This window comes from Actinoallomurus liliacearum (genome assembly GCF_039542035.1).
Classification (GTDB): Bacteria; Actinomycetota; Actinomycetes; order Streptosporangiales; family Streptosporangiaceae; genus Actinoallomurus; species Actinoallomurus liliacearum.
The window spans coordinates 134,857-158,804 of record NZ_BAABHJ010000027.1; the positions used below are offsets into that span (position 1 = coordinate 134,857).

Genomic DNA, 23,948 nt, shown 5'->3' on the forward strand with positions numbered 1-23,948 from the left:
GATGGAGCCGACGCCCGTACGCTGCCCCGCGATCGAGCATCCCGACGTGCCGCCCGCCGACCCGGCGGACCTCGCGCCGCTGCTCGACCGGCTCGCCGCCCCGGCCCCCGTGGCGGCCGACGAGACCTTCCCGCTCGGCGCCGTACGCCCGGACGGCCGGGTCGACCTGTGCAAGCAGGGCCTCGGCCCGGCGGGCGCGGCCCTGCTGCTCCCCGTCGCGGCGGCCTCGCCGCACGCCGCGCACCTGTTGCTCGGCACCAACGCGATCGGGACCGAGGGAGCGCGAACCGTCGCCGCCGCGCTGGTCCCCGGACACGGCCTGCGGACGCTGTACCTCGGCTGCAACCGCATCGACGCGACCGGCGCCGAGGCGCTCGCCGACCGGCTGGCCGACGACACCACCGTCCACGCCCTGTGGCTGAAGCGCAACCCGGTGCGGGACGCCGGCGTGCGCGCGCTCGCCGCGATGCTGCGCCGGAACACGACGATCCGCACGCTGGACCTGGTCAACACCGGGCTCACCGTCGACGGGCTGCGGGCCCTGCTGGCCGCGCTCACCGAGCGGCCGGCGCCGGTCGAGCGGCTGTTCCTCGGCGGCAACGGGCTGGGTCCCGAGTCGGCGGACACGCTCGCCGCGCTGGTCCGTGAGGCAGGAGTCCGCGAACTGTACGCCCCGGCCAACCACCTCGGCGACGGCGGCGTCACGACGCTCGCCGCGGCGGCCGACCCGGCGCGGCCCGTGCGCCTCGGCCTCGGCGGCAACGGCATCGGCCCGGACGGCGCGCGGGCGCTGGCCGACGCCCTCCACGGCATCGAGGCGCTGGACCTGGGGCGCCCGCCGTCCGAGCGCGCCCTGGGGGCGCCCGCCAACGTCACCGGCGACGCGGGCGCGGCGACGCTGGCCGCCGCGCTGCCCGGCAGCCCGCTGCGCCACCTGGACCTGCGCCACACGGGGATCACGGGCCATGGCGCCAAGGCCGTGCTGGCCGCCGTCCCGGACGACACCCGGCTGGAGTTCGTCGGGTTCGGGCCGGGGGTGCCGCGCCGGGTGAAACGCGCCCTGGCACCCCGGCTGCGGCCCGTCTCCGGACCTCATCCGGACGTGCACGCGATCGGGAGCCTGTACCGGTGAGTTCCACCGTCGTCCCGGGGCTGCCGCCCCGGCCTCCGTCGCGGTCCCATCCGCCGCACGAGGCGTCCCGGCTCCGCCGGATCCGGCGGTACGCCGTGCCCCGCTGGATGATCGAGCAGGCCACCGAACGCCGGCTCGCCGGCGACTGGCGCGGCGCCTGCGCGGCCGCCAACGTCGACGTCGCCTTCGACCTCGCCGACGTGGCCGACGAGCACGGCGCCGCCGTCGCCGCCGAACTCGAGGACGACCTCCTCAACCTCGCACCCGACCTGCTGCGCTGGCACCTGCCCCGGCTGGACCGCGGGCGTACGACGATCGTCCCCGACCAGGTGATCGTCCTCAGCGCGCCGGGGACGCCGTCCGGTGGCCCCTCGCTGTTCGTCCGGACGCCGCGCTGGATGGTCCACGGCCCGCAGCGGCTGACCCTCGGCTTCGGCCACGCGTCGGCCGATTACGTCTTCCTGGACACCGACGTCTCCTACTGCGCGTTCTGGCACGGCCTCGTCCAGCGGTGGAGCACCGCCCGGCACCTGTGGGACGTACGGCACGCCGGTGACCTGCGCGAACGCTGTGGTGGGGACGCGGGCCGGGCGCCGTTCTTCGAGGCCGACGGCACTCCCCGGGCGCTGCCCGCCGCCGACCCCGGTCGCGCCGATCCGGCGGCGCACACCGAGTGGGTCACCCTGCTGCACGAGAGGGGCGAGGTCGCGGCGGCCTTCGCCGCGGCGGGCGTCGCCCTGGACGCCGAACGCGTCGAGATCGAGCCCTATTTCAGCGTCAAGGAGGTCGAACCGCTCGACGTGTTCGAGCGGATGCCCCTGGCCCTGACGCGGCTGGAGGCGGAGATCCGAAGGCTGGCGGAGCGGACGGGACGGGACCGCTTCTGGATCCCGTACACCCATTACGCCACCGTCATCCTCGAGGCCGGTCCCTCGCAGGTCCGGGTCCGCGTCGTCGCCAACGAGGGAGGCAGGGAGCCGGACGACGCCGCGGTGCTGCCCGAGGCGTGCTGGCGCCGCCTGCCCGACCTGGACCTGCTGCGCGACGGCGGCACCCCGCCGGAGCGGCTGCATCCGCTCGTGCGGGACGCGCTGTTCCCCGGCCGTGCGGCCGCCGACGGCCCGGTCGGTCCGCCCGGCCCGGAGGCGCCCGCCCCGGTCCGGGTGCGCTGCCGGGACGCCTGGCACGAGGTGTCCTCCCGTGGAGGCGTCCTCCACATCCCGCACGACGAGGAGGAGCAGCGGCGTGAGAGCGCGATGCGGGCGTTCGGCGGCGCGATCGCCGGCTGCTTCGCCGTACGGGAGACGTGGACGTCCGGCACCGGGCGGCTGCCGAAGGCGCTGCGCGACCAGCGTCGGGAGCTGTTCTCCCGGGTCGAGCACGGAGACCTGCCCGGAGTCGTCGAGCTGCTCGACGCCGGTGTCGACCCCCGGATCCGCGACGGCCGGCGGCGCACCCTGCTGCACCTGCTGCATCTGCTGGACCCCGGCGTCGACGTCCGGGGCGTGGGCCCGAAGCGCCGCGAGTTGCTGCACCGGCTGGGCCTCCTCGACCACGACGGTCTGCTCGCCCGGCTCCTGGCCGCGGGCGTGGACATCGACGCGCGCGACGTGGAGGGGCGGACGCCGCTGTTCGCGGCGATCTGCGGGGACGGCTCGCCGGCGCTGGTGCGGGCGCTGCTCGACGCCGGCGCGCGGATCGACCTGAAGGGCGAGATCCACGAGGAGGAGATGTCGATCTACCGGCTCCTCCAACTGCAGCCCCGCGACGACCTGGACTTCCTCGTGGAACGGATCGAGCGCGACCATCCGGAGCTCACCGAGGAATGGTGAACGCCATCAGCACGCCCGTCCCCCGGCGGCGCCGCGCCCGGTCGGCGTCCTATCCGCCGGATGAGGCGGGGAGCCTGCGCCGGATCCGGCGGTACGCCGTGCCCCGGTCGATGATCGAGCAGGCCACCGAACGCCGGCTCGCCGGCGACTGGCGGGGCGCCTGCGCGGCCGCGAACGTCGACGTCGCCTTCGACCTCGCCGACGTCGCCCGTACGCACGGCGCCGCCGTCGCCGCCGAACTCGAGGACGACCTCCTCAACCTCGCACCCGACCTGCTGCGCTGGCACGTTCCCCGGGGCCGCTACGCGCAGGCGACGATCCGTTCCGCGCAGCAGGTGGTGCTCGGCGGCTACGGCGACCGGTCCACGGGCGCGGCCCTGCTGCACGTGACCACGCCTCCGAGTCCGCACGCGCCGCAGCGTCTCGTGCTGCGTTTCGGCCCGGTCCGGTCCGAGGACCGGGCACGAAGGCCGTGGGTGCCGGAGGACCCGTGGCTGCTGCACGACTGGACCCTGATCCGGGAGCTGTGGGACGCACGCCGCGCCGGCGAGCTGCTCGCGCGCTGCGGGGGCTCGGAGCGCGCGCCGTTCTTCGAGGCGGACGGGGCTCCCCGGGCGCTGCCGGCCACCGACCCCGGCCCCGGCGACCCGGCAGAACACACCGAATGGGTCACCCTGCTGCACGAGGCGGGCGAGGTGGAGGCGGCGTTCGCCGCGGCCGGGATCCGGCTGGACGCCTCCCGGCACCGGACCCGCTGGGCCACCCTGACCGAGCGGCCGGGCCTCTTCCCGCCGCACGCCCGGCCGTCGGCCATGCTGGAGAGGGTCCCCTTCGCCCTGGCCCTTCTCGGGCCGGAGATCCGGCGGCGTGCCGGCCAGGGCTTCGGCCGCCGGTTCCAGGTGCCGTCCGTGCACGACTGGCGCTGCGTCCTGCTGGTGGAGGTCGAGGACGACGGCGGCCTGCGGGCCTGGGTCGTCGATTCCGAGCAGGCCGAGGGAGTCCCGGTCCTGCCCGAACCGTGCTGGCGGCGGCTGCCGGACCTGGACGCGCTTCGGCACGGCGACACCGAGCCGGACCACCTCCATCCGCTGGTCCGCGCCGCGCTGTTCCCGCGCCGCGCGGACTCCGGCGGCCCGATCGGCCCGCCGGACCCCGAGGTTCCCGCCCCCGTACGGGTCCGGTGCCGCGGCGAGTGGCACGTCGCCGCCTTCCGGGACGGGACGCTCCAGATCCCGCACGACGAGGACGAGCGGCGGCGGGAACGCGCCATGGGAGCGCTCGGCGGCGCCGTCACCGGCTGCTTCGCCGTGCTGCCGGTGGTGCGGTCCGGTACCGGCCGGTTGCCGAAGGCCCTGCGCGCGCAGCGGCGCGAGCTGTTCGCCCGGGCCGAGCACGGGGACGCATCGGGGGTGCTACGGCTCCTGGACGCCGGGATGGACCCGCACATCCGCGACGGCGGTAGGCGCACGCTGCTGCACGTGCTCCACCTCGTCGATCACGAACGGCTGCTGTCGCGGCTCCTGGCGGCCGGCCTGGACATCGACGTCCGTGACCACTACGACTCCACTCCGCTGCACGCCGCGGTCAGCGGCGACGGATCGCCCGACCTGGTGCGGGCGCTCCTGGCCGCCGGTGCGGGGATCGAGGCCGTGAACCAGGACGGGAGCACCCCGCTGCTCCTCTCCGTGTACCGTTCCGCCCCGGTCCCGGTCGTGCGGGCACTGTTGGACGCCGGTGCGCGGCCCGATGTCACCGACCGCTGGGGCTCGTCGATACGCGACCACATTCATCGGTGCAGGCGTACGGACCTGGCCTTCCTCGCCGAGGCGCTGGACCGAGACCACCCCGGCGTCGGCCACGGCCGCTGGCGCCGGTCGTAAGAGAAAGAGAACGCGTGAGCGCAGCCGACCACCTGTCCACCGAGGAACCGACCACCGCCGACCGCCCCGTCGCGGATTCCCCGAGCGCCGCCGGTCGCCCCTCCGCCGCGGATTCCCTGAGCGCCGCCGACCGTTCCTTCGCCGGGGATCCGCTGAGCGCCGCCGACGACCTGGTGCGCCGGCTCGGGGCGCGGCGGACGGAGCCGGCCGCGAACCCGCAGCTCGAGGCGCTGGCCCTGGCCGTGTCCGCGAACCTGCCCGTGCTGCTGTGGGGCGAACCCGGCATCGGCAAGTCCGCCGCGCTCCAGCAGCTCGCGGCCGGGCTCGGCGTTCCGCTGGAGACCGTGATCGCCAGCGTGCACGAGCCGTCCGACTTCGCCGGCCTGCCGATCATCGGGGACGACCCCGCCGCCTCGGGCGTGCCGATGGCCCCACCGGACTGGGCGGTCCGGCTGGCCACGGCAGGGCGCGGCCTCGTGTTCTTCGACGAGTTGTCCTCCGCTCCCCCGGCCGTGCAGGCGGCCCTGCTCCGGGTCGTGCTCGAACGCCGGGTCGGCAGCCTCACCCTGCCCGAAACGGTCCGCGTGGTCGCCGCCACCAACCCGCCGTCGAGCGCCGCGGACGGGTGGCATCTGAGCCCGCCGCTCGCCAACCGGTTCGTCCACCTGCAGTGGACGCATGACCCGAGAACGGTCGCGCGCGGCATGGCCGGAACCTGGCCGGAGATCACGATCCCCCGCGTCGACCCGGGCCGGGTGCCCAGTGCGGTCGCCCGCGCCCGGGGCGCGATCTCCGGGTTCCTCACCGCGCGGCCCGGCCTGACGCACCACCTGCCCGAGGACGCCGAGGGCCGGGGCCGCGGCTGGCCGTCGCCGCGCACCTGGGAGATGACGTTGCGGCTGCTCGCGACCGGTTACGCCACCGGCGCCGACCAGAAGGCGGTCGCCGCCGCCGTGGTCGGCGCGGTCGGGGACGGCACCGGCCTGGAACTGCTCTCCTACCTCGAAGAGCTCGACCTCCCGGACCCGAACCGCGTGCTGGCCGACCCGGACGCGTTCGCGCTGCCCGAGCGGGGCGACCGGCAGCTCGCGTTCCTGACCGCCGTCGTCTCCGCGGTGCAGACGAACCTCACCCGCCGGCGCTGGGAGGCGGGCTGGACGGTCCTGGCCAAGGCGGTCGACGCAGGAGTGCCGGACGTGGCGGCCCGGGCCGCCGCCGACCTGGCCGTGCTGCGCGACACCGACTGGCCGGTGCCCAGCGGCATCGACGCGTTCATCGACCTGCTCCAGCTGTCCGGCGCGCTGCCGGGCGGTGCCTGAGCATGGCCGGACTCGACCGGGTCAAGCTGCTCGCCGCGCGGTACCGCGCCGCCACCGACCGGCCGTACCTCGCGTCGGCGCTGTACTCGCTGACGGTCGTGCCGAGCACCGGCGTGCCGACCATGGGCGTCGACCGGCACTGGCGGTGCTATGTGTCCCCGGCGTTCGTGGACGCCACGCCCGTGGCGGAGCTCGCGGGCGTGTGGATCCACGAGGTGGCGCACCTGCTCCGCGACCACCACGGCCGCACCGACCGGCTGTCCCCCGCCGACCGGCGGGACCGGCTGCGCGTGAACGTCGCCCAGGACTGCGAGATCAACGACGACCTGCTCGCCGACGGGCTGACGCTGCCGGCCGGCCGGGTGGAGCCCCGCTCCTTCGGGCTGGCCACCGGCGAGCTGTTCGAGACGTACCTTCCCCACCTTCCTCCGTCGGTGACCTGCTCCGACTGCGGGTCCGGCGCCCACGGCTCGCCGGCGGACTGGGAGATCGCCGGCGCGGACGGACCGGGCGGCGTCAGTTCGGTCGAGGCCGAGGCGCTGCGCCGGCACACCGCCGAGGCGATGCGCGCCCACCTCCGCAATCGCGGTGACCTTCCGGGGGGCTGGCGGCGCTGGGCCGAGCAGGTCCTCGAGCCGTCGGTCGACTGGCGCCGGGTGCTGGCGGGCGCCGTACGGGAGGCGGTGGCCTGGGCCGCCGGAGCGGTCGACTACACCTACCGCCGCCCGTCCCGGCGCACCGCCGCCCTCCGCGGCGTCGTGCTGCCGAGCCTGCGCCGGCCCCTTCCCGTCGTGGCGATCGTCATCGACACCTCCGGGTCCATGGGCGAGGACGAACTGGCTGCGGCCCTGGCCGAGGTGACCGGCGTGCTGCGCGAGGTCGGTGTCGGCGGCAACCGGGTCACCGTGCTCGCCTGCGACGCCGACGTGCAGACGGCGGCGCGGGTGACCTCCGCGCAGCAGGTGGAGCTCGCCGGGGGCGGCGGCACGGACATGCGGGTGGGCATCCGGTCCGCGCTCGGTCTTCCCGAACGCCCCGGCGTCGTCATCGTGCTGACCGACGGCTTCACCCCCTGGCCCGAGGAGCCGGCGTCGTCCCGGATCATCGCCGCGCTGATCGGCGCCGACCCGCCGGCCCCGCCCGCCTGGGTCGAGGCGGTGCACGTCACCGACCCGGGCTGACCGGCCGCGGCGGGCCGCCGGGAGGGTCCGGGACGCGGCCCCGGGCGGCTTGCGCCGCCCGCCGGGACTAGCCTGGTCGGGCCAGGGGATCGATGAGGGGGGCCGGGTCGCGATGACCACACGACGCGAGCGCCTGCGGGCCGAGCTCGACCGGGACATCCGGATGTCCGCGCGCCGGCTGCTCGGTGCCGACGGGCCGGCGGCGATGACCCTGGCCGCGATCGCCCGGGACGTCGGGATCACCGCTCCCGCCATCTACCGGTACTACGAGAGCCACGACGACCTCGTACGGGCCGTCGCCGACGACCTCATCGAGGATCTGGTCACGACGCTCCAGGCGGCCGCGGACCCGTCTCACGACCTGCTCGCCCGGCTCAGCGGCGCGACCAACGCGATCCGTACCTGGGCCCTGGAGCACCCGTCGGAGTTCGCGTTCCTGTTCGGGACGCCGAATAAGGCGACGGGCCGGGCCCAGGGGGAGATATCGGCGACCTGGGTGGTGCGGCTCGCCCACCTGTTCGGCGGCCTGTTCGAGGAGCTGTGGCGGCAGCGGCCGTTCTCCGTCCTGCCGGACGAGTCGCTCGCCCCCGCCCTGCGCGACGAGCTCGCGAGCTACCGGAAGACCACCGGGCTGGACCTGCCGCTGGGCGCCATCTGGACGCTCCTGACCTGCTGGCACCGCATCTACGCCGGGGTCTGCCTGGAGATCTTCGGCCATCTCGGGGTCGGCATCGACGACCACGGTCCGATGTACGACCAGATGCTCGTCGAGCTGATGGCCTCGATCGGCCTGACCTACGAGCCGCCGGCCCGCTGACGCCTATCCGGCGGCGGCCTGGAAGACCAGGGAGCGGTCCTGCTTGACCACGCCGCCGTAGGGGCCGACGAGTGCGGGCGCGGCGCCCGGCGACGCCTCGCGGTCGCGGCCGGTGCGGGCGTCGAGGACGACAGGGCCGTTGGCCGTGGTTCCGTAGACGGCGCCGTGCCACGCGGCGGTGACCGACGGACTCGTCCGCCCGTCCTTCGGCAGCTCCCACAGGAGCTGCGCCGTGGTCGCGTCGAGCGCCATGACCCGGCCCGTCGTGAAGCAGACGACCACCGACCGGTCGTCGTCGCGGCAGTCGTAGAGTTTCTCCTGGTCGGGGTACCGGAACCGGCGCTTCCCCGTGGTGATGTCCAGCAGACCGGCGGTCTCGTCGAACCCTCCGGACAGGGTGACCAGCCTGGGCCCGGCGCGTTCCGCCTGATACGTGTCGGCCGTGGACGGCGCCGTGCTCCAGCGGACCGCCGCCGTCGCCGTGTCGATGCCCTGGAGCCGGTAGGTGCCCTCGATGTTGAAGAAGCCGGACGGACGGACGGCGTCGATGACGACGACCAGACCGTCGGACGTGGCGACCGGGGTCGCCTTCTGCCGGGTCCAGCGGATCCGGTGCGCGGCCGGGTCGGCCACGACGACGGCGTCCGGGCTGGAGCCGCTCAAGCCGATCACGACCGCCCGGCCGTCGGTGCCGACGATTTGGTGCAGGTTGAAACCCTCGGCCAGTTCCGCCGGCAGCGGCATCGCGTCGTCCCCGGCGGTCCGTCCCGTGGCCGGATCGACGAGGAGGAGCTCGAGCACCGGGGTGGCGGGCGTGGTGCCGTGTCCCGGCAGCTCTCCGGGGAACAGGCCGATGATGTACTGCCGACCGCCCAGCGACGCGAGGGCGGGCCGGATGTTCCGGCCGTCGACGGTCGCGCCCGCGCCCGGTCGCGCGCTCCAGGAGGACCGGCCGGTGGTCACGTCCACCGCCTGCAGCCCGTCCCCATCCTGGAAGTACGCCAGGCGTCCGGCCAGCACCACGTCGCTCACGTCGCGCGGTCCGGTGGCCGTCGTGGTGGGCAGCAACGGCCGGCCGTTCGGCGCGAACCGCACGGGCGGGTCGTAGTGCGGCGCGTCCTGCGCGGACGGCGTCCTGGTCTCGTGCGCCTCGGCGTGCGACCCGCCCCGGTCCCCGCACGCCGTCATCGCGAGGGCCAGTGCCGCCCCGGCGAGCGCCGCCGCGACACCGGAGGGTCCTCTCAGCGACGAGGCGTTCCCACGCGACCTGCGGTTCATCCGACCTGCCTTCCGTCCGTCATCTCGACAACCCACGGCACCCAGGGACGGGAAGCGCGGGCACGGCCCGGCCGGCCCCCCATCACAGTGAAGTGCCATAGCGATGTTAATGGCAATAACTCTGCTACGTCTCGTAATTCACTGGCCTTCGGCGCGGACGCCGGGGCGGCTGTTCATTCGGAGGAGGGAGGGGGCCTCGGCCGGGGGAGGGAGGCGGCGGACTCACGCGACGGGGCATACTCACCCGCTGTATCCCATGAGCGCAGGAGTCGGCCGTGCGTACTGGCATCTTCCGGGTCTCACGGCTCGACGTCGCCGTGGCCGCCGTCGTCACCGTCGGGACGGTGACGACGGCGTTCGTCCCGTACCGGCAGCCGTGGTGGTTCCTGGTACTGACACTGTCGGCCTCGGTGCCGGTGGTCTGGCGGCGCCGGGCCGTCCTCACCGTGGGCGGCGTGGTCGGTGGCTCGACGACGGTTCTGGCGGTCATCGCCCCCTCGCTGCCGCACCCGCCACTGCTGTTCCTGCCGTACGGCGTGCTCGTCTCCGTCTACACGTTCGCGGGGCGGACCCTGTCGCCGCCGCGGCGGGCCGTCGGCGTCGGCGCGCTGGCCTTCGGTGTGACGGTTTCCTTGGTCGTCCCGGGCGAGGACCTGGAGACCTACCGCTACCTCGTCACGGCCGTCGTCGCCGCGTACGCCGTCGGGATCGGCGCGCGAGCACGGCGGGCCGCGCGCGCCGCCGACCGGGAGCGCGAGCGCCGGATCCGGGAGGAGCGCGCCGCCGCGGTCGAGCGCGAGCGCACCCGCGTCGCCCGCGACATGCACGACATCGTCACGCACTCGGTCGGCGTGATGGTGGTGCAGGCGGAGGCCGGATCGCTCGTCGTACGCGACGACCCGGACAAGGCCGAGGCCGTCTTCGAGGCGATCTCCGAGGCCGGGCGGGAGGCGGTCGGTCAGCTCCGCCTCATCCTCGGCGCCCTGCGAAGCGGCCGGCCCTACGATGGGCCGGTGCCCGGGATCGAGGCCGTACCCGGGCTGGTCGGCAACGCCCGCCGAGCGGGCCTCGACGCCTCCCTGGACGTGCGCGGCGAACCACGGCCGGTCGCGGCCGACGTGGACGCCGCCGCGTACCGCGTCGTCCAGGAGGCGCTGACCAACACGATCCGGCACGCGGACGCCCGAGCCGTGGCCGTACGGCTCCGCTGGTCCCCCGACGCGTTGGAGATCGAAGTGACGGACGACGGCCGGGGCTTCCCCGACCTGTATGAAGGGCACGGCCTCATCGGCATGCGGGAACGCGTCGCCAGTTGCGGCGGCACCCTCAGCGTGCGCTCCGGCGGCCGCGGCTGCACGGTGACCGCCACGCTGCCGATCACATGAGCGAGCGGCGCGAACGAATCATGAGCACGGCGTTTCCGATCACTCCCCCGACGGAGGAGGCCGCATGAGAGCTCTGCGCGTCCTGGTCGCCGACGACCAGGATCTGTTCCGGGGCGGCTTCGCGATGATCCTGAACGCCCATGACGACATCACCGTCGTCGGTGAGGCCGCCGACGGGGCCGAGGCGATCGCGAAGGCGGTCGAGCTGCGACCGGACGTCGTGCTCATGGACATCCGCATGCCCGGCGTCGACGGCGTCGAGGCCACCGCCGAGGTGTGCCGGCGGACGACGGCGAAGGTCCTCGTCCTGACCATGTACGACGTCGACGAGTACGTCTACGACGCGCTGCGCGCCGGCGCGGGGGGCTTCCTCCTCAAGGACGTGCGGCGCGACGAGCTCGTACGAGCGGTGCGCCTGGTGGCAGCCGGTGAGTCGCTGCTGGCGCCGAGCGTGACCCGGCGGCTGATCGCGGACGTCGTCGGCCGGGGCAGGGCACGTCCCGGGTTGCGCCGCCGGCTCGACGAGCTGACCGGCCGGGAGATCGACACGCTGCGGCTGCTCGCGCAGGGCCGGTCGAACGCCGAGATCGCGGCCGAACTGCTGGTCAGCGAGCACACGGTGAAGACGCACGTGAGCAACCTGCTGACCAAGCTGGATCTGCGCGACCGCGCCCAGGCGGTGGTCTTCGCGTACGAGTCCGGGCTGGTCGTCCCCGGCGACGACTGAGCGGTCTCGTTCTCCGGGACCAGGCGGGGTTCACTCGCACCGGCGATCCCGCGGAGCGCTCCGGTGACCGATGCTGCGGCGGTCTTCGAGAAGGAGTCTGCTCATGCTGAAACGGATCTCCGCGGCGCTGGCGTTGGCCGGCGCCGCCGTGATGATGTCCTCCTGCGCGTCGTCCGCGACGCCCGCCGGCGCCGGGAGCCGCGCGGACTGCACCACGACCACCTCGCTCGGGGTGGTCGCGGGTACCGCCCGCGCCGGCCTGTGCGCGTTCCGGGGCATCCGGTACGCCGAGGCGCCGGTCGGGTCGCTGCGCTTCCGCCCGCCACGCCCCGTCGGGCGCTGGCGCGGCACGCTCCAGGCGACGGATGACAAGGCGGTGTGCCCGCAGGACCGGGACACCATGTCGGAGGACTATCCCGACGCGCGCACGCTGTTCACCGACGAGGACTGCCTGCGCCTCAACGTGTGGACCCCCGGCACCGACCACCGCCGCCGGCCGGTGATCGTGTTCGTCCACGGTGGCGCCGCCCGCTTCGGCACGGCCAATGAACCGCGCTACGACGGGGCGAAGCTCGCCACCCGGGGGGACGCGGTCGTGGTCTCCATCAACTACCGGCTCGGCGTGCTCGGCTGGTCCGAGCTGGGCGGGCTGGACCCCTCCTACAAGGGATCGGGCAACAACGGTCTGCGCGACCAGATGACCGCCCTGCGGTGGGTGCGCGACCACATCGCCGACTTCGGCGGCGACCCGGCGAACGTCACCGCGGTCGGGGAGTCCGCGGGCGCCTTCTCCCTGAGCGCGATGCTGGCCACCGACCATCCGGAGCGGCTGTTCCAGCGGGTGATCCTGGAGAGCGGCAGTGGCGCCCTCGTGCACTCCGCCGCGTACGAGCGCAAGGTCGCCTCGGCGCTGCCGGTGAAGAGCGTGGCCGAGCTGCGCCGCATGTCGACGAAGCAGATCCTCGGCATGCAGAACAAGATCATCGACCAGGACGAGCCGGGCATCCTCGGTGCGACGTACTTCGCCCCGTACATTGACGGCACCCTCGTCCGGGACTCGGTGATCAAGCGGGTCGCCCAGGGCAACGCCCGCGCCGTGGACCTGCTGCTCGGGACGAACCGCGACGAGATGAACTTCTTCGGCCAGCTCGGTCCCGAGGCGATGACCGGCATCGCACAGCAGTACGAGACGGTGTTCTTCCCGCAGGAACTGGCCGCGCGCCGGAAGCGCATGGTCGCGGCCTACCGCAGGGGCCGGTCGGCGACCGCGGCGGCGCTGGCCATGTTCAGCGACCAGGGAATGCGGGTGCCGGCGACCCGGCTCGCGCAGGCGCAGAGCCGCTGGCGGCCGACGTACCTCTATGAGTTCGGCTGGCGGCCGACCGAGGAGTACGGCGCCGTGCACACGATCGAGTTGCCGTTCGTCTTCGGGTCGTTCCGGTTCACCGGGATCCTGGGCGGTGACAAGGCGTTCCAGGCCGACCGGGCCCGCCTCACCACGTTGTCGGACCAGATGATCGACGCCTGGACGTCGTTCACCCGCACCGGCGACCCGAACGCCCGGCGTACCGTCCAGCGCCCCACCTGGCCCGCGTACCGGGCGCCGCAGCGCGCCACGATGATGTGGAACGTCGACGCCACGGTCGCGAACGACCCGCGCGGCCGGGAGCGCGCCCTCTGGGACGGCTACCCGTTCGCCGCGTTCGACCTGCCCGCCTGAGGCCCCGGCCGCCCGCTCCGGGTCATCGGGTGTCGGCGGTGCGCCGTCTTCCGGCGGCCGCGACCCGGAGGCCCGGGGCGAGGTGGTCGAGGTCCGTGTCCGGCCACCGCTGCTCGACCGCCCTGACGAGCGCGGCCACCAGGTCGCGGCCGTCGACTCCGCGTCCCGCCGCCCCGTCTTCGGGCAGCCGGTGCCACAGCTCGTTGACGGTCTCGAGGTAGGCGTCGGTCGGCCGCACGGTGTTCGCCTGGTGGAGCAGATCGAGCACCGCCGCGGCCGGCAGCCTGCCGACGTCGTCGCGCAGGCGCAGGAGGACGAGCCGGTGCAGCTCGGGGAAGGCGACCGCCGCCCGGAGGGATTCGCGGTAGAGCGCCGCGCGTTCGTCGCCGGCCGCGTCGCGGGCGTGGTCGAGCCGCCCGAGCCGGTAGCCGGGCAGGACGGCCTTCTCGTCGGCCGACCTGAACCGAACGCGGTCGCCCAGGGCATGGGACGACGGCACGGACTGGAGGAGCAGCAGCCCCATCCGCCAGTCCGGCAGGAACGCCAGGGTCCGTACGAGCATCCCGAGGTCGCTCGTCGCGGTCACCCGAAGGTCGTACGCTCCGGGATCGCCGGAGAGGAAGAGCTCATAGTCGGTCGCCTCGGGCCGGGTGCCCAGAGGCGCGATGGCGAACGCGTCGAGGACCGAGACGGGGGAACCGTCCTCCCGGCTCAACCGGATCCGCAGCTCATCGGCGAGGCGCACCCTGACCCGCAGGGTCTTCAGGATCCTGTCCCATTCGGACGGGGACAGCTGGGCCTTCCAGAGTCTGCTCAGCCCGATCCAGCGCTCCACGGCTGCGGCCCCGGAGCCGGGGAACATCTCGGCGACGGTGATCCCTTCGCCGGACAGGAGGACGAGGAGGACGGTGAGGTTCGCCGTGTACGCGGCGAGCCGCCGGGTGACGGGATGCGTCACCGGCTCGTAGGCGGTGTAGGACCGTCCGGCGTGCGGGTACGGCGCGCCGTCGAGGAGCTCGCACAGCAGCGCCCGGCGCCCGCGCTCCTCCGGCCGGCGGCGGAGCAGCTCGCCGAGGAAGTCGACGATCGGCTCGCGTTCGGCGACGCACGCGAAGGACAGGACCGCGAACAGGAAACCGTCGTCCGGCCGGCCACCGGCGGCCGTCGACCGCGCGCTCATCACCTCCTTCACGGCGGTCAGATCGTCGAGCACGCGGACGGCGAGCCAGGCGACCAGGAACTCCGCGAAGGTCGGATGCAGGAACTCGAAGGTCCGGGTCCGCTGATCGTGGATCCGGGCCTCGGAGCGGTGGATGAAGAAGAACCGGCCCGTCGTGCGCTGCGCGGGACTCAGCGCGGCCCGCTCGTCGACGGCGGGGTCCCGGTGCTGTGGCAGCAGGACGGACAGGTCGCGGTCCAGCTCGGCCTCGTCGGCGGTCTGCCGGCCGCGGTTGAACATGGCCAGCGCGGCGACGGCCAGGTGCTCCAGCTCCGCCTCCGCCAGCCGGCGCTGCGCGTCCGACGGCAGCGACGCGGTCTCCGGCGCCTTGCGCATCTCGCGGAACGCGAAGTCCAGCAGCAGCGCCTCGTACAGGTCGGCCTGGCCGAGGCTCCCGGTGGCGGTCTGCAGCGCGTTGTCCTGCGCGTCGAAGATGGCGAGCATGAGCAGGAGCAGTGGCTGACGCGCCAGCTCCCGATGGGCCAGGACGGTCTCGACGGGAAGCGGGCGGCGGGACCGCGCCGTGAGGAGCGCCCCGTTGTGCCGGTGCCAGACGTCCAGCCAGTAGCGCACCTGGTCGTCGGTGAAGGGCAGGAGTCGCAGCGCGACGGTGCCCGCCGGATACCGTACGCGGTCGGCGACCACGGTGCGGCTCGTCACGATCACGGCGATCGGCTGCCCGAGCGCCGACTGCCGGCGCTGCAGGTCACGGACCTGCTCCAGGTAGTCGTACCGGTTCACGCCCGCCGCCTGCAGCATCTCGTCGAAGCCGTCGAGGATCACGACGGGCAACGCGCCGTCGGCCGCCTCGAGCAGATCGGGCAGGGTCACCCGTTCGCCCGACTGGCGGTGGATCGCCTGCTCGATCTGCTCCTGGATCATCGACTCGGCGGCGACCTGGCGGAGTTCGACCCGGATCGGCAGGAAGTCCTCCTCCGGCAGGCGGGCGGCGAGGACCTCGGTCAGCTTCGACTTGCCCGACCCGGGCTCGCCGAGGACCACGAGCGGGGCCTGGACCGCCCGCGGAGAGGTCAGGAATCCGGACAGGAACGCCGCGGCGTGCGGCTCCCGCACCTGCTCGTTCGCCCAGAACTCCGGGTCGGCCGGGCTCTCCGCCGGGGGGACCTCCGCCACCTTGCAGCGCGGGTTGACGTACGCGTCACCCAGGGCGGGCAGGACCACGCCGTCGGGCGCCCGGCCGGTCGCGACGATCGGCTCGGACAGCGCCGCGCGGTATCCCCGGAGCAGGTGGCGTCTCGGCCGTTCGCCCGGCCGGTTCGCCGCCATGGTGCCGAGGAGCGTTCCCACCTCGGACAGCCCCGCGCCGAGCGCCTCGAGCCGGGTCAGGTTCGCCCAGACCTCGAACTCCCGGTTGTCCGTCGCGAGCCTCCGGAACGCCTGCTCGTAGTTCTCCAGCGCGGCCGGTGGCACGGCCGCCACCGCCCGGGTCAGGCGAGCGCGCTCCGGGCCGGAGAGCGCGTCCCACGCGGCGACGCCCCGCAGGAAGGCCGTCAGCCGCCGCGACATCTGCTCGTACGTCGACCTGATCGCCGCTCGGGTGCTCTCGTACGGGACGTGCGGCTCGGGCAGCGGGAGCCGGTCGTTCAGCAGTCCGTCGACCAGTTCGGCGCCCCCGCGCGCGGGAAGGCCGCCGGTCGCATGGGCGACCTTCTCGCCGGGGGTCAGGTCGAAACGCTCGAGCCCGATCGCGGGATCCGCCTGTTCCAGCGCCTCGAAGTAGGAGGACACCACGAGGACGGCGTGGGCCGCCGCGAGCCGCTGCGTACGGTCGAAGCGGGACAGCCCGTTGCGCCGCTCCGCGATCCGGCGCACGGTGTCGTGCCCGAACCTGACGATCTCCTCTTTCAGGTCGAACAGGTTGAGGGCGGCGGACATGTCGTTCCCGGTCGCCAGCGCGGCGACCGACCACGTCACCAGGCCCGCGGCCGCCAGCCGGTCGGCGAGGCCGATCAGGCGGCTGGGACGGCCACCGAGGATCTTCAGAGCGTCGGCGTAGGTCAGCGACTCTGCCACTCGGGCTCCTTTTAGGGGGGAAGGTTCGCCCCTATCATCGGCCGAGAGAGCCGGGAGTCGCACTCGCGCCCGCGTACGGTGCCGGGACCGGGCGAGAGCCGCTTCGGGCAAGCGAAAGCCGGGCGGGTCGGTGCGACCCGCCCGGCTTCGTCCCTCGTCAGTTGCCCGCCGGGGCTCCGGAGGACGCCGTGAGGGCGGTCGTCGTCACCGGCTGCTTCGTGGCGCTCTCCTTCATCCACTTGGTGAAGGACAGCTGCCAGTAGCCCCAGCCGTTGTTCCACTCGAGGTCACGGGTCGTGCCGCTGATGACGATGACGTCGCCGCGGTTGCTCAGGTTGAAGAACCACTGCGCACCGGCGGGCGTCTGCCGGACGCAACCGTGACTGCAGTTGCTGTGGCCGAGGCACCCGTACTCGCCGGGGCTCTGGTGCAGGTACTCGCCGCTGTTGCTGATCTGCACGTCCTTGTAGACGAGCTCGTGGTAGTACCCGGGCTCGCCCTCCTTGATGTTCGGCGAGGTCATGGTCACGACCGGGGACTTGCCCATCGCCAGGTGGACGCCGCTGGTGGTGCGGAAGTCGTTGCCGTGGGAGTCACCGCCGCCCATGCCGCCGCTCACCTTGATGGTCTTGGCGAGGTTGCCGTCGACGTAGACCTTGTTCAGGTGGGTCTTGAGGTTGACCTTGGCGATGTGGGAGGCGCCGATCGAGAAGTTCTTCGTGACGTCCTTGGTCCCGTACACGCCGGCGGACGCCCGGACGCCCGCCATGTGCGCGACGAGGCTGACCTTGCTGTGCGCGGGCCAGTAGGCCTTCGTCCGGAAGATGACCTGCTGGCTGGTGATCCAGCGCCAGGCGCCCTCCATCGGGGAGGTCGACCGCACCTCGAGTGCCTTCTCGACGGCGGCCTTGTTGGCGACCGGCCGGTCGAAGCTCACGGTGATCGGCATGCCGACGCCGACGGTCTCCCCGGCCCGTGGGATCACGTCGCTGACCTTCACCGTCGAGGACGCCTTGAGGGTCGTGAACTTACTCGTGGCGGTCGTGACCTTGCCGTCCGCGTTCTTCGCGGTGGCGGTCACGGTGTACGTGGCGCCGGGCTTGAGCGTCCACTTCGTCTGCCAGGTCTTCCTGTCCGCGGACAGGGCGCCGTCGACGGTGCTGGATCCCGCCTGAACGCTCACCTGCTGCAGGACGCCGCTGGCCGCCGTCACCGTCACGCCCTTGTCCGGGCGCACCTTGGCGGCCCCGTTGGCCGGCGTGATGGTGGCCGCCGCGTCCGGCGCCTTGGCGGACTTGCCCGTCGTGGAGGCGTCGCCGCTCGATGAGCACGCCGCGGCCAGTGTGAGAAGGGCTGCGGCCGCCGCCGGCATGACCCATCGACCCGATCGACTGATGCGCACTGATGACCCCACTTCGCGCAGAAAGATGCGCGGCTCATCACGGCAGAACGGAGGCGCGCATCGGTAGATCCCCGGTAATTTGAGCATCATAGTATCGATCATCGCCAATTAACCGGGCAATACCGCTTTTGCGGCCGCTGACTCGCGAAACGGTGATACGAGGCGGGCGGTCGCCGCGCTCTTCGGCGTGAACGCCGGCGGATACGACGGGACCCCGCCGGTCGGCTCGACCGGCGGGGTCCCGCGTCCCTTCCGCTCGTCAGCGGGTGAAGACGGTGAGCGTCTCGGCCACCGGACGCGGCTCTCGCGGCGAACACGGAACGACGACGTCACCGAAGGGCGCGGTGCTCACCTTGAGCACGACCCTGGCGAGCCGGAGCCGATCGACGCCGATCGCCCTCGGGACCCACCCGCCCGTGAGGTCGCCGGTGACGGGCCCGTACGCGGCGACCGGACCGCCGGATCCCGACAGCCGGAACGCGCCGGTCTGCGCACCGGCGACGTCGACGTCGGCGATGGCGCTCCAGGAGGTCACCGCCACCGGCGGACGCAGGCTGAGCCGGGCGACGTGCAGGTCGACCCGCGTGAACGTGCCGACCGTGGGCCGGTCCGGCGTCGCGGTCAGAGTGCCGTCGAACTGCACGCTCCGGTCCCCGAGGATCGGCACCGCGCACGTGTAGACCATGGAGAAACGGGCCGCGTCTGCGGGCGCCTGGGTGAGGACGAGGCCGAGTGCGACGGTCGTGGCCGCGGTGACGATGCGTCGGTCGAAAGACTTGATCATCTGATCTCCTTGGCAGAGGTCGTTTCCGCCAAGAAGACGATCACGGGTGACCGGCCGGGCCACCCCCGTGAAACGCGATTCGACGGAATCTTTGAGCCGCCGGTACCTCGCGCGGGGCGCCGCCCGGCCCCGCCCGCTCTACCGCCGTGCCGCGGGCACGACCAGGGGCGTCCCGGTCTCCGGGTCGTCGATCACACGGCAGGGCAGGCCGAAGACCTCCTCCACCCGCTCGGCCGTGACCACCTCGGCGGGGGCTCCCTCGGCGACCACCCGCCCGCCGCGCATCGCGATCAGATGGTCGGCGTACCGTGCCGCGTGGTTCAGGTCGTGCAGCACGGCGACGAGGGTGCGGCCCTGCTCCCGCTGCAGGCGCGCGCACAGGTCGAGCACGTCGATCTGATGGGCGATGTCCAGGTAGGTCGTTGGCTCGTCCAGGAGCAGCAGCGGGGTCTCCTGGGCCAGCGCCATCGCGATCCAGACGCGCTGGCGCTGGCCGCCGGACAACTCGTCGACGTGGGCGCCGGCCAGCTCCGCCACGCCGGTGGCGGCCATCGACTCCTGGACGACGCGCTCGTCGTCGGCCGACCACTGGCGGAACAGGCCCTGGTGGGGGTGCCGGCCGCGCGCCACCAGGTCGGCGACCCTGATGCCCTCCGGGGCGATCGATGACTGCGGCAGCAGCCCGAGCGTTCGCGCGACCGTTCGCGTGGCCTGCGCGTGGATGTCCCGGCCGTCCAGCAGCACGGTGCCGGAGCGCGGCCTGAGCATGCGCGCGAGCGCGCGCAGCAGCGTCGACTTGCCGCAGGCGTTCGGCCCCACGATGACGGTGAAGGACCCGTCGGGGATCGCCACGGTCAACTCCTCGGCGACGACCCGGCGCTCGTACGCGAGCGTCAGCGCCCGCCCCATGAGCCGGGTTCCGCCCGCTCCCGCGCCCCGCTCCCCCGCCACCGGTCCGGCCGCGTCGTCCGGCGGACGGGGCGTGCGGTGCCCCTGGTCCGCCGGTCCGGGTACGGCGCCCGGCGTACGGTGTACGCGTTCGCGCGTGCCGTCGTGTCCCACGTTTCCTGCCTCCGTCGTCGAACGGTCCGAAGTCGTCACAGCCGTCCCGTGCGGCGTTCCGTGGCGAGCAGCCAGATCAGGTAGGCGCCGCCGAGCACGCCGGTCACCACGCCGACCGGCAACTGGTGGCCGGGGATCAGCCGCTGGGCGGCCAGGTCGGCGGTGACCAGCAGCGCCGCGCCCATGCACAGGGAGGGCAGCAGGTTGGGGCCCGGTTCGCGGGTGAGGCGCCGGGCCAGTTGCGGGGCGGTCAGCGCGACGAACGACACCGGGCCGGTGGTGGCGGCGGCGAGCGCGCTGAGCAGCACCGCCGAGGCCAGCAGCACCAGGCGGATCCGCTGCACCCGCACGCCGAGCGCCGTCGCCGCGTCGTCGCCCATCTCGAGGATCCGCAGTCCCCGCGCGCAGCCGAGCAGCACCGCCGGCACGACCACGACCGTGGCCGTCAGGACCGGGGCCAGGTCGCCCCAGCCGCGCCCGTCGAGGGTGCCGGTCAGCCAGAGGACCGCGCGTGCGGCGTCGGAGATGTTCGTGCGGGTGATCAGGTAGCCGTTGATCCCGGTGAGGATCGCGGCGACGCCGATGCCGACGAGGACGAGCCGGCCGCCGTGCAGACCTTCGCGCCAGGCGAGCAGGTAGATGACGACGCCGGTGGCGATTCCTCCGGCGACCGCGCCGGCCGCCAGCGCCACCGCGCCGCCGCCGACGACGATCGCTGTGAGGGCCCCGGCCGCCGCGCCCTGGGTGAACCCGAGGAGGTCCGGGCTGCCGAGCGGATTGCGGGCCAGCGCCTGGAACGCGGCACCGGAGAACGCCAGCGCGGCACCGGCCGCCAGGGCCGTGAGCACGCGCGGCAGCCGTACCTGCTCGACGATGAAGACGTCGGCGGGGCTTCCCCCGCCCAGGAGCGTACGGACGACGTCCACCGGGCTCATCGGATAGTCACCGCCGCCGATGGCGAGGACGGCCCCGGCCGCGGCGATCAGGACGCACGCCGCGCCGACCGCGAGGGCGCGCGGCCGCAGCCGTACCGAGAGCCCACCGGAGGTCCGAAGGACGATCGCCCTGCTCGGCTCGTTCCGCTCCTGCCGCTCGTCCACGCGCCTCATGCGCGTCCCACCCGGCCCCGCCGGACGACGGCCAGGAAGACCGGGCCGCCCGCCACCGCGGTGACGATGCCGACCTGGATCTCCGCGGGCCGGCCGAGGACCCGTCCGAGCACGTCGGCGCCGAGCAGCATCACCGGGGCCAGCACCGCGCAGTAGGGCAGCAGCCGGCGCAGGTCGGGGCCGGTCAGCGCGCGTACGAGGTGCGGCACCATCAGCCCGACGAAGACGATCGGCCCGCACGCGGCGGTGGCCGCGCCGCACAGCAGCGTGACGGCGACGAGCGCGCCGGTCCGCGTCCAGGTGGGGCGGGCACCGAGCGCGCGGGCGCCGTCGTCGCCGAGGGCCAGCGCGTTGAGCGGACGGGCGAGCGCGGCGGTGAGCAGCACCCCGGCCGCGACGAACGGGGCGATCCCCGTGACGGTCGAGGGCCGGGCGGTGGCCAGCGACCCGACCGTCCAGAACCGCATCCTGTCCAGGGCGGCCGTGTCGATGAGCTCCACCGCGCTGACGTAGGCGTACAGCGCCGCGTTGACGGCCGCCCCGGCGAGGGCCAGCCGCTCCGGCGTGGCGGCGCGTCCTCCGCCGACCGCCCAGACCAGGACGGCGACCGCGCCCGCCCCCACGAACGAGAACCACACGTAACCCGAGACGGACCTGATCCCCAGGAAGGTGATCGCGGACACGACGGCGGCCGAGGCGCCGGCGTTGATGCCGAGCAGGCCGGGGTCGGCGAGCGGGTTGCGGGTCAGCGCCTGCATGACCCCGCCGGCGAGCCCGAGCGCGGCACCGGCCAGGAGGCCCAGGAGAGTGCGCGGCAGCCGGGTCTCACGGACGACGGTGTAGGCGGGGGCGTCCGGATCGAGGAGGCCGTGCCAGACCTCGCCGAGGGAGTACCGCCGGGCGCCGATGGCCAGGCTCGCCGCGAGGACGGCGAGCAGGAGCAGCAGCGCGGCGGGCGGCCCGGCCCGGCGCGCGGACCGGCGTCGTCCCACCGGTGGGGCGGCCGGGGGCGGCGCCGCGGACGGCGCCGGTGACTTGGTGACGGACACGGGAGGGCTCCGGATCGAGATCGCGATCACACTGGACAAGGCCGACTTAGGTTAGGTTAACCTAACTTCGATCTCGCGGCACCCGCCGCCCATCCCCCTGCAAGGAAGGACCCGCCATGCCCCATGCCCGGACCCCAGGACTGTCCCGCCGCGGTCTGCTGGCCGCGTTGGGCGGAATCGGCGCGGGCGCGCTCGTCACCGCCTGCGGAGGGGGCGGCGGATCGAAGGCCGCGGTGAGCGGCGGATCCTGGGCGTTCACCGACGACCGCGGCCGGACGGTGAACGCGAAGAGCCGCCCGCGACGCCTCGTCGCCTACATCGGGACGGCGGCGGCCCTGCACGACCTCGGCCTCGGCGACCGGATCGTCGGCGTGTTCGGCCCGACCACGCTCAAGGACGGCAGGCCGGACCCGCTCGCCGGGAGCCTCGACGTGAGCAAGGTGACGGTGCTCGGCAACACCTTCGGCGAGTTCAACGTCGAGAAGTACGCCGGGCTGCGCCCCGACCTGCTGATCACCAACATGTTCCTGCCGAACGCGCTCTGGTACGTGCCGGACAACAGCAAGGACAAGATCGCGGCGCTCGCCCCCAGCGTCGCCATCACCGCCGCGAAGGTGTCCATCACCGAGCCGATCCGGCGGTACGAGGAGCTGGCGGCGGCCCTCGGCGCCGACCTGAAGGCCCGGCAGGTCACCGACGCCAAGGCGCGGTTCGACCGCGCCGCGGAGACGCTCCGCGCGGCGGCCAGGGCCAAGAGCGGCCTCAAGGTCCTGGCCGCCTCCGGCAGCCCCGACCTGTTCTACGCCTCCGACCCGAACGCGAACGCCGACCTGCGGTACTTCCGCAGCCTCGGCGTGGACCTGATCGTGCCGGACAAGGTCAGCTCCCAGGGCTTCTTCGAGGAGTTGAGCTGGGAGAACGCCGACAAGTACCCGGCCGACGTGATCCTCCTGGACGCGCGGACCTCGGCGCTGCAGCCGAAGGACCTGGCCGCCAAGCCGACCTGGGCGAAGCTGCCCGCCGTGAAGGCGGGCCAGGTCACGCCGTGGCAGAGCGAGCCGCGCTTCAGCAACGCGGGCTTCGCGCCGCTCGTCGAGACGCTCGCCGCCGCCATCCAGAAGGCGCAGAAGGTCCGCTGACCCGCGACGACAGGAGACCCATCGTGAGCACCACCGCCACCGCCGCTCCGTTCCGGTTCTTCGACCTGCGGGTCGTGCGGACGCGGCGCCTCGGCCCGTCGATCGTCCGGATCACGTTCGGCGGGGCCCCCCTCACCGGCCTCGCCTGCGGCGGTCGTGACCAGCGGTTCAAACTGTTCCTCCCCCACCCCCACCAGGAAGCGCCCGTCGTCCCCACCGAGGCGGGCGAGGAGTGGTTCGCACGGTGGCGGGCGATGGACCCGGCCGTACGCGCGGTGATGCGCTCGTACACCGTGCGCGAGCAGCGCCGCGACCCCGACGAGCTCGACGTCGACTTCGCCCTGCACGGGGACGGCGGGCCGGCGTGCCGCTGGGCGGCCCGCGCCACCCCGGGAGACCCGGTCGTCGTGCTCGGCCCGGTGGAACCCGACAACGGCGGCGTCGACTTCCGGCCGCCGCCGAACGCCGACTGGATCCTGCTCACCGGGGACGAGACGGCGCTGCCCGCCGTCGCCGGCATCCTCGCCTGGCTGCCCGCGAGCGCCCGAGTGCGCGTGTGGATCGAGGTGCCGCACGCGGCCGACGTGCAGGACCTGCCGACGGAGGCGCAGGCCGAGGTCACCTGGCTGGTCCGGGAGAACGCCCCCGCCGGGGCGACCCTGGAGGCGGTCCGGGCCGCCACGCTGCCGGCGGGCACCCCGTACGCCTGGATCGCGGGCGAGGCCGCCGGCGTGCGGGCTCTGCGGCGGCACCTGGTCGCCGAACGCGGCTTCGACCGCCGCGCCGTGATGTTCACCGGCTACTGGCGCCGGGGCGCGACGGAGGAGGACCTGCTCGCCGAGGCGGTGGCCGGCACGGCCCCCGCCGACGACTGACCTG

18 protein-coding genes are annotated in these 23,948 nt (G+C 74.0%); 11 read left to right on the forward strand and 7 right to left on the reverse strand.

The window, feature by feature from the left end; translation table 11 throughout:
- Position 1: 1 nt before the first annotated feature.
- From ABD978_RS32235 to ABD978_RS32260, 6 genes are all read left to right on the forward strand, one after another.
- The gene (locus ABD978_RS32235) at positions 2–1,132 is read left to right on the forward strand and encodes a leucine-rich repeat domain-containing protein (protein ID WP_345363217.1); all 1,131 of its coding nucleotides are present in this window, start codon (positions 2–4) and stop codon (positions 1,130–1,132) included.
- Positions 1,129–2,964: an ankyrin repeat domain-containing protein gene (locus ABD978_RS32240; RefSeq protein WP_345363219.1), complete on the forward strand. Its 1,836-nt coding sequence runs from the start codon at positions 1,129–1,131 to the stop codon at positions 2,962–2,964. The genes ABD978_RS32235 and ABD978_RS32240 overlap by 4 nt, the downstream gene beginning before the upstream one ends.
- On the forward strand, positions 2,958–4,844 hold the full coding sequence (locus tag ABD978_RS32245) for an ankyrin repeat domain-containing protein (protein ID WP_345363221.1): 1,887 nt from the start codon (positions 2,958–2,960) through the stop codon (positions 4,842–4,844). The genes ABD978_RS32240 and ABD978_RS32245 overlap by 7 nt, the downstream gene beginning before the upstream one ends.
- A 14-nt stretch (positions 4,845–4,858) precedes the next feature.
- A complete protein-coding gene (locus ABD978_RS32250; protein ID WP_345363223.1) occupies positions 4,859–6,163 on the forward strand; it encodes an AAA family ATPase in 1,305 nt (434 codons plus the stop codon).
- A 2-nt stretch (positions 6,164–6,165) separates the two neighbouring features.
- Complete coding sequence (locus tag ABD978_RS32255; protein ID WP_345363225.1) at positions 6,166–7,344, forward strand: vWA domain-containing protein; 1,179 nt, start codon at positions 6,166–6,168, stop codon at positions 7,342–7,344.
- Between the two features lie 112 nt (positions 7,345–7,456).
- The gene (locus tag ABD978_RS32260; protein ID WP_345363227.1) at positions 7,457–8,161 is read left to right on the forward strand and encodes a TetR/AcrR family transcriptional regulator; all 705 of its coding nucleotides are present in this window, start codon (positions 7,457–7,459) and stop codon (positions 8,159–8,161) included.
- Between the two features lie 3 nt (positions 8,162–8,164).
- Here ABD978_RS32260 and ABD978_RS32265 read toward each other — a convergent pair whose 3' ends face one another.
- Entirely contained in the window at positions 8,165–9,439 is a 1,275-nt protein-coding gene (locus ABD978_RS32265) for an outer membrane protein assembly factor BamB family protein (RefSeq protein ID WP_345363229.1), read from the reverse strand.
- Positions 9,440–9,714: 275 nt separating this feature from the next.
- On the opposite strand from ABD978_RS32265, the gene ABD978_RS32270 reads away from it, so the two are divergent.
- The 3 genes from ABD978_RS32270 to ABD978_RS32280 all read left to right on the forward strand — a co-directional run bounded on the left by ABD978_RS32270 (position 9,715) and on the right by ABD978_RS32280 (position 13,271).
- Positions 9,715–10,824, forward strand: coding sequence for a sensor histidine kinase (locus ABD978_RS32270; RefSeq protein ID WP_345363231.1), 1,110 nt, complete (start codon positions 9,715–9,717; stop codon positions 10,822–10,824).
- Between the two features lie 64 nt (positions 10,825–10,888).
- Positions 10,889–11,551, forward strand: a complete 663-nt coding sequence (locus ABD978_RS32275; RefSeq protein WP_345363233.1) for a response regulator — start codon at positions 10,889–10,891, stop codon at positions 11,549–11,551.
- A 103-nt stretch (positions 11,552–11,654) separates the two neighbouring features.
- Positions 11,655–13,271 (forward strand): carboxylesterase/lipase family protein, encoded by a 1,617-nt coding sequence (locus tag ABD978_RS32280; RefSeq protein ID WP_345363235.1) that lies wholly within the window; start codon positions 11,655–11,657, stop codon positions 13,269–13,271.
- Positions 13,272–13,293: 22 nt separating this feature from the next.
- Here ABD978_RS32280 and ABD978_RS32285 read toward each other — a convergent pair whose 3' ends face one another.
- From ABD978_RS32285 to ABD978_RS32310, 6 genes are all read right to left on the reverse strand, one after another.
- On the reverse strand, positions 13,294–16,524 hold the full coding sequence (locus ABD978_RS32285) for an NACHT domain-containing protein (RefSeq protein ID WP_345363237.1): 3,231 nt from the start codon (positions 16,522–16,524) through the stop codon (positions 13,294–13,296).
- A 157-nt stretch (positions 16,525–16,681) separates the two neighbouring features.
- A complete protein-coding gene (locus ABD978_RS32290) occupies positions 16,682–17,896 on the reverse strand; it encodes a L,D-transpeptidase (protein WP_345363239.1) in 1,215 nt (404 codons plus the stop codon).
- A 289-nt stretch (positions 17,897–18,185) separates the two neighbouring features.
- Complete coding sequence (locus ABD978_RS32295; RefSeq protein WP_345363241.1) at positions 18,186–18,710, reverse strand: hypothetical protein; 525 nt, start codon at positions 18,708–18,710, stop codon at positions 18,186–18,188.
- A 138-nt stretch (positions 18,711–18,848) separates the two neighbouring features.
- Positions 18,849–19,619: an ABC transporter ATP-binding protein gene (locus ABD978_RS32300; protein ID WP_345363713.1), complete on the reverse strand. Its 771-nt coding sequence runs from the start codon at positions 19,617–19,619 to the stop codon at positions 18,849–18,851.
- 188 nt (positions 19,620–19,807) lie between these two features.
- Positions 19,808–20,881, reverse strand: a complete 1,074-nt coding sequence (locus tag ABD978_RS32305; protein WP_345363243.1) for a FecCD family ABC transporter permease — start codon at positions 20,879–20,881, stop codon at positions 19,808–19,810.
- A complete protein-coding gene (locus tag ABD978_RS32310) occupies positions 20,878–21,930 on the reverse strand; it encodes a FecCD family ABC transporter permease (RefSeq protein ID WP_345363245.1) in 1,053 nt (350 codons plus the stop codon). Before ABD978_RS32310 ends, ABD978_RS32305 begins: the two co-directional genes overlap by 4 nt.
- Before the next feature lie 116 nt (positions 21,931–22,046).
- Between ABD978_RS32310 and ABD978_RS32315 the strand changes: the two genes are divergently transcribed.
- Entirely contained in the window at positions 22,047–23,069 is a 1,023-nt protein-coding gene (locus ABD978_RS32315) for an ABC transporter substrate-binding protein (RefSeq protein ID WP_345363247.1), read from the forward strand.
- Between the two features lie 23 nt (positions 23,070–23,092).
- A complete protein-coding gene (locus ABD978_RS32320; RefSeq protein ID WP_345363249.1) occupies positions 23,093–23,944 on the forward strand; it encodes a siderophore-interacting protein in 852 nt (283 codons plus the stop codon).
- Positions 23,945–23,948 lie beyond the last annotated feature (4 nt).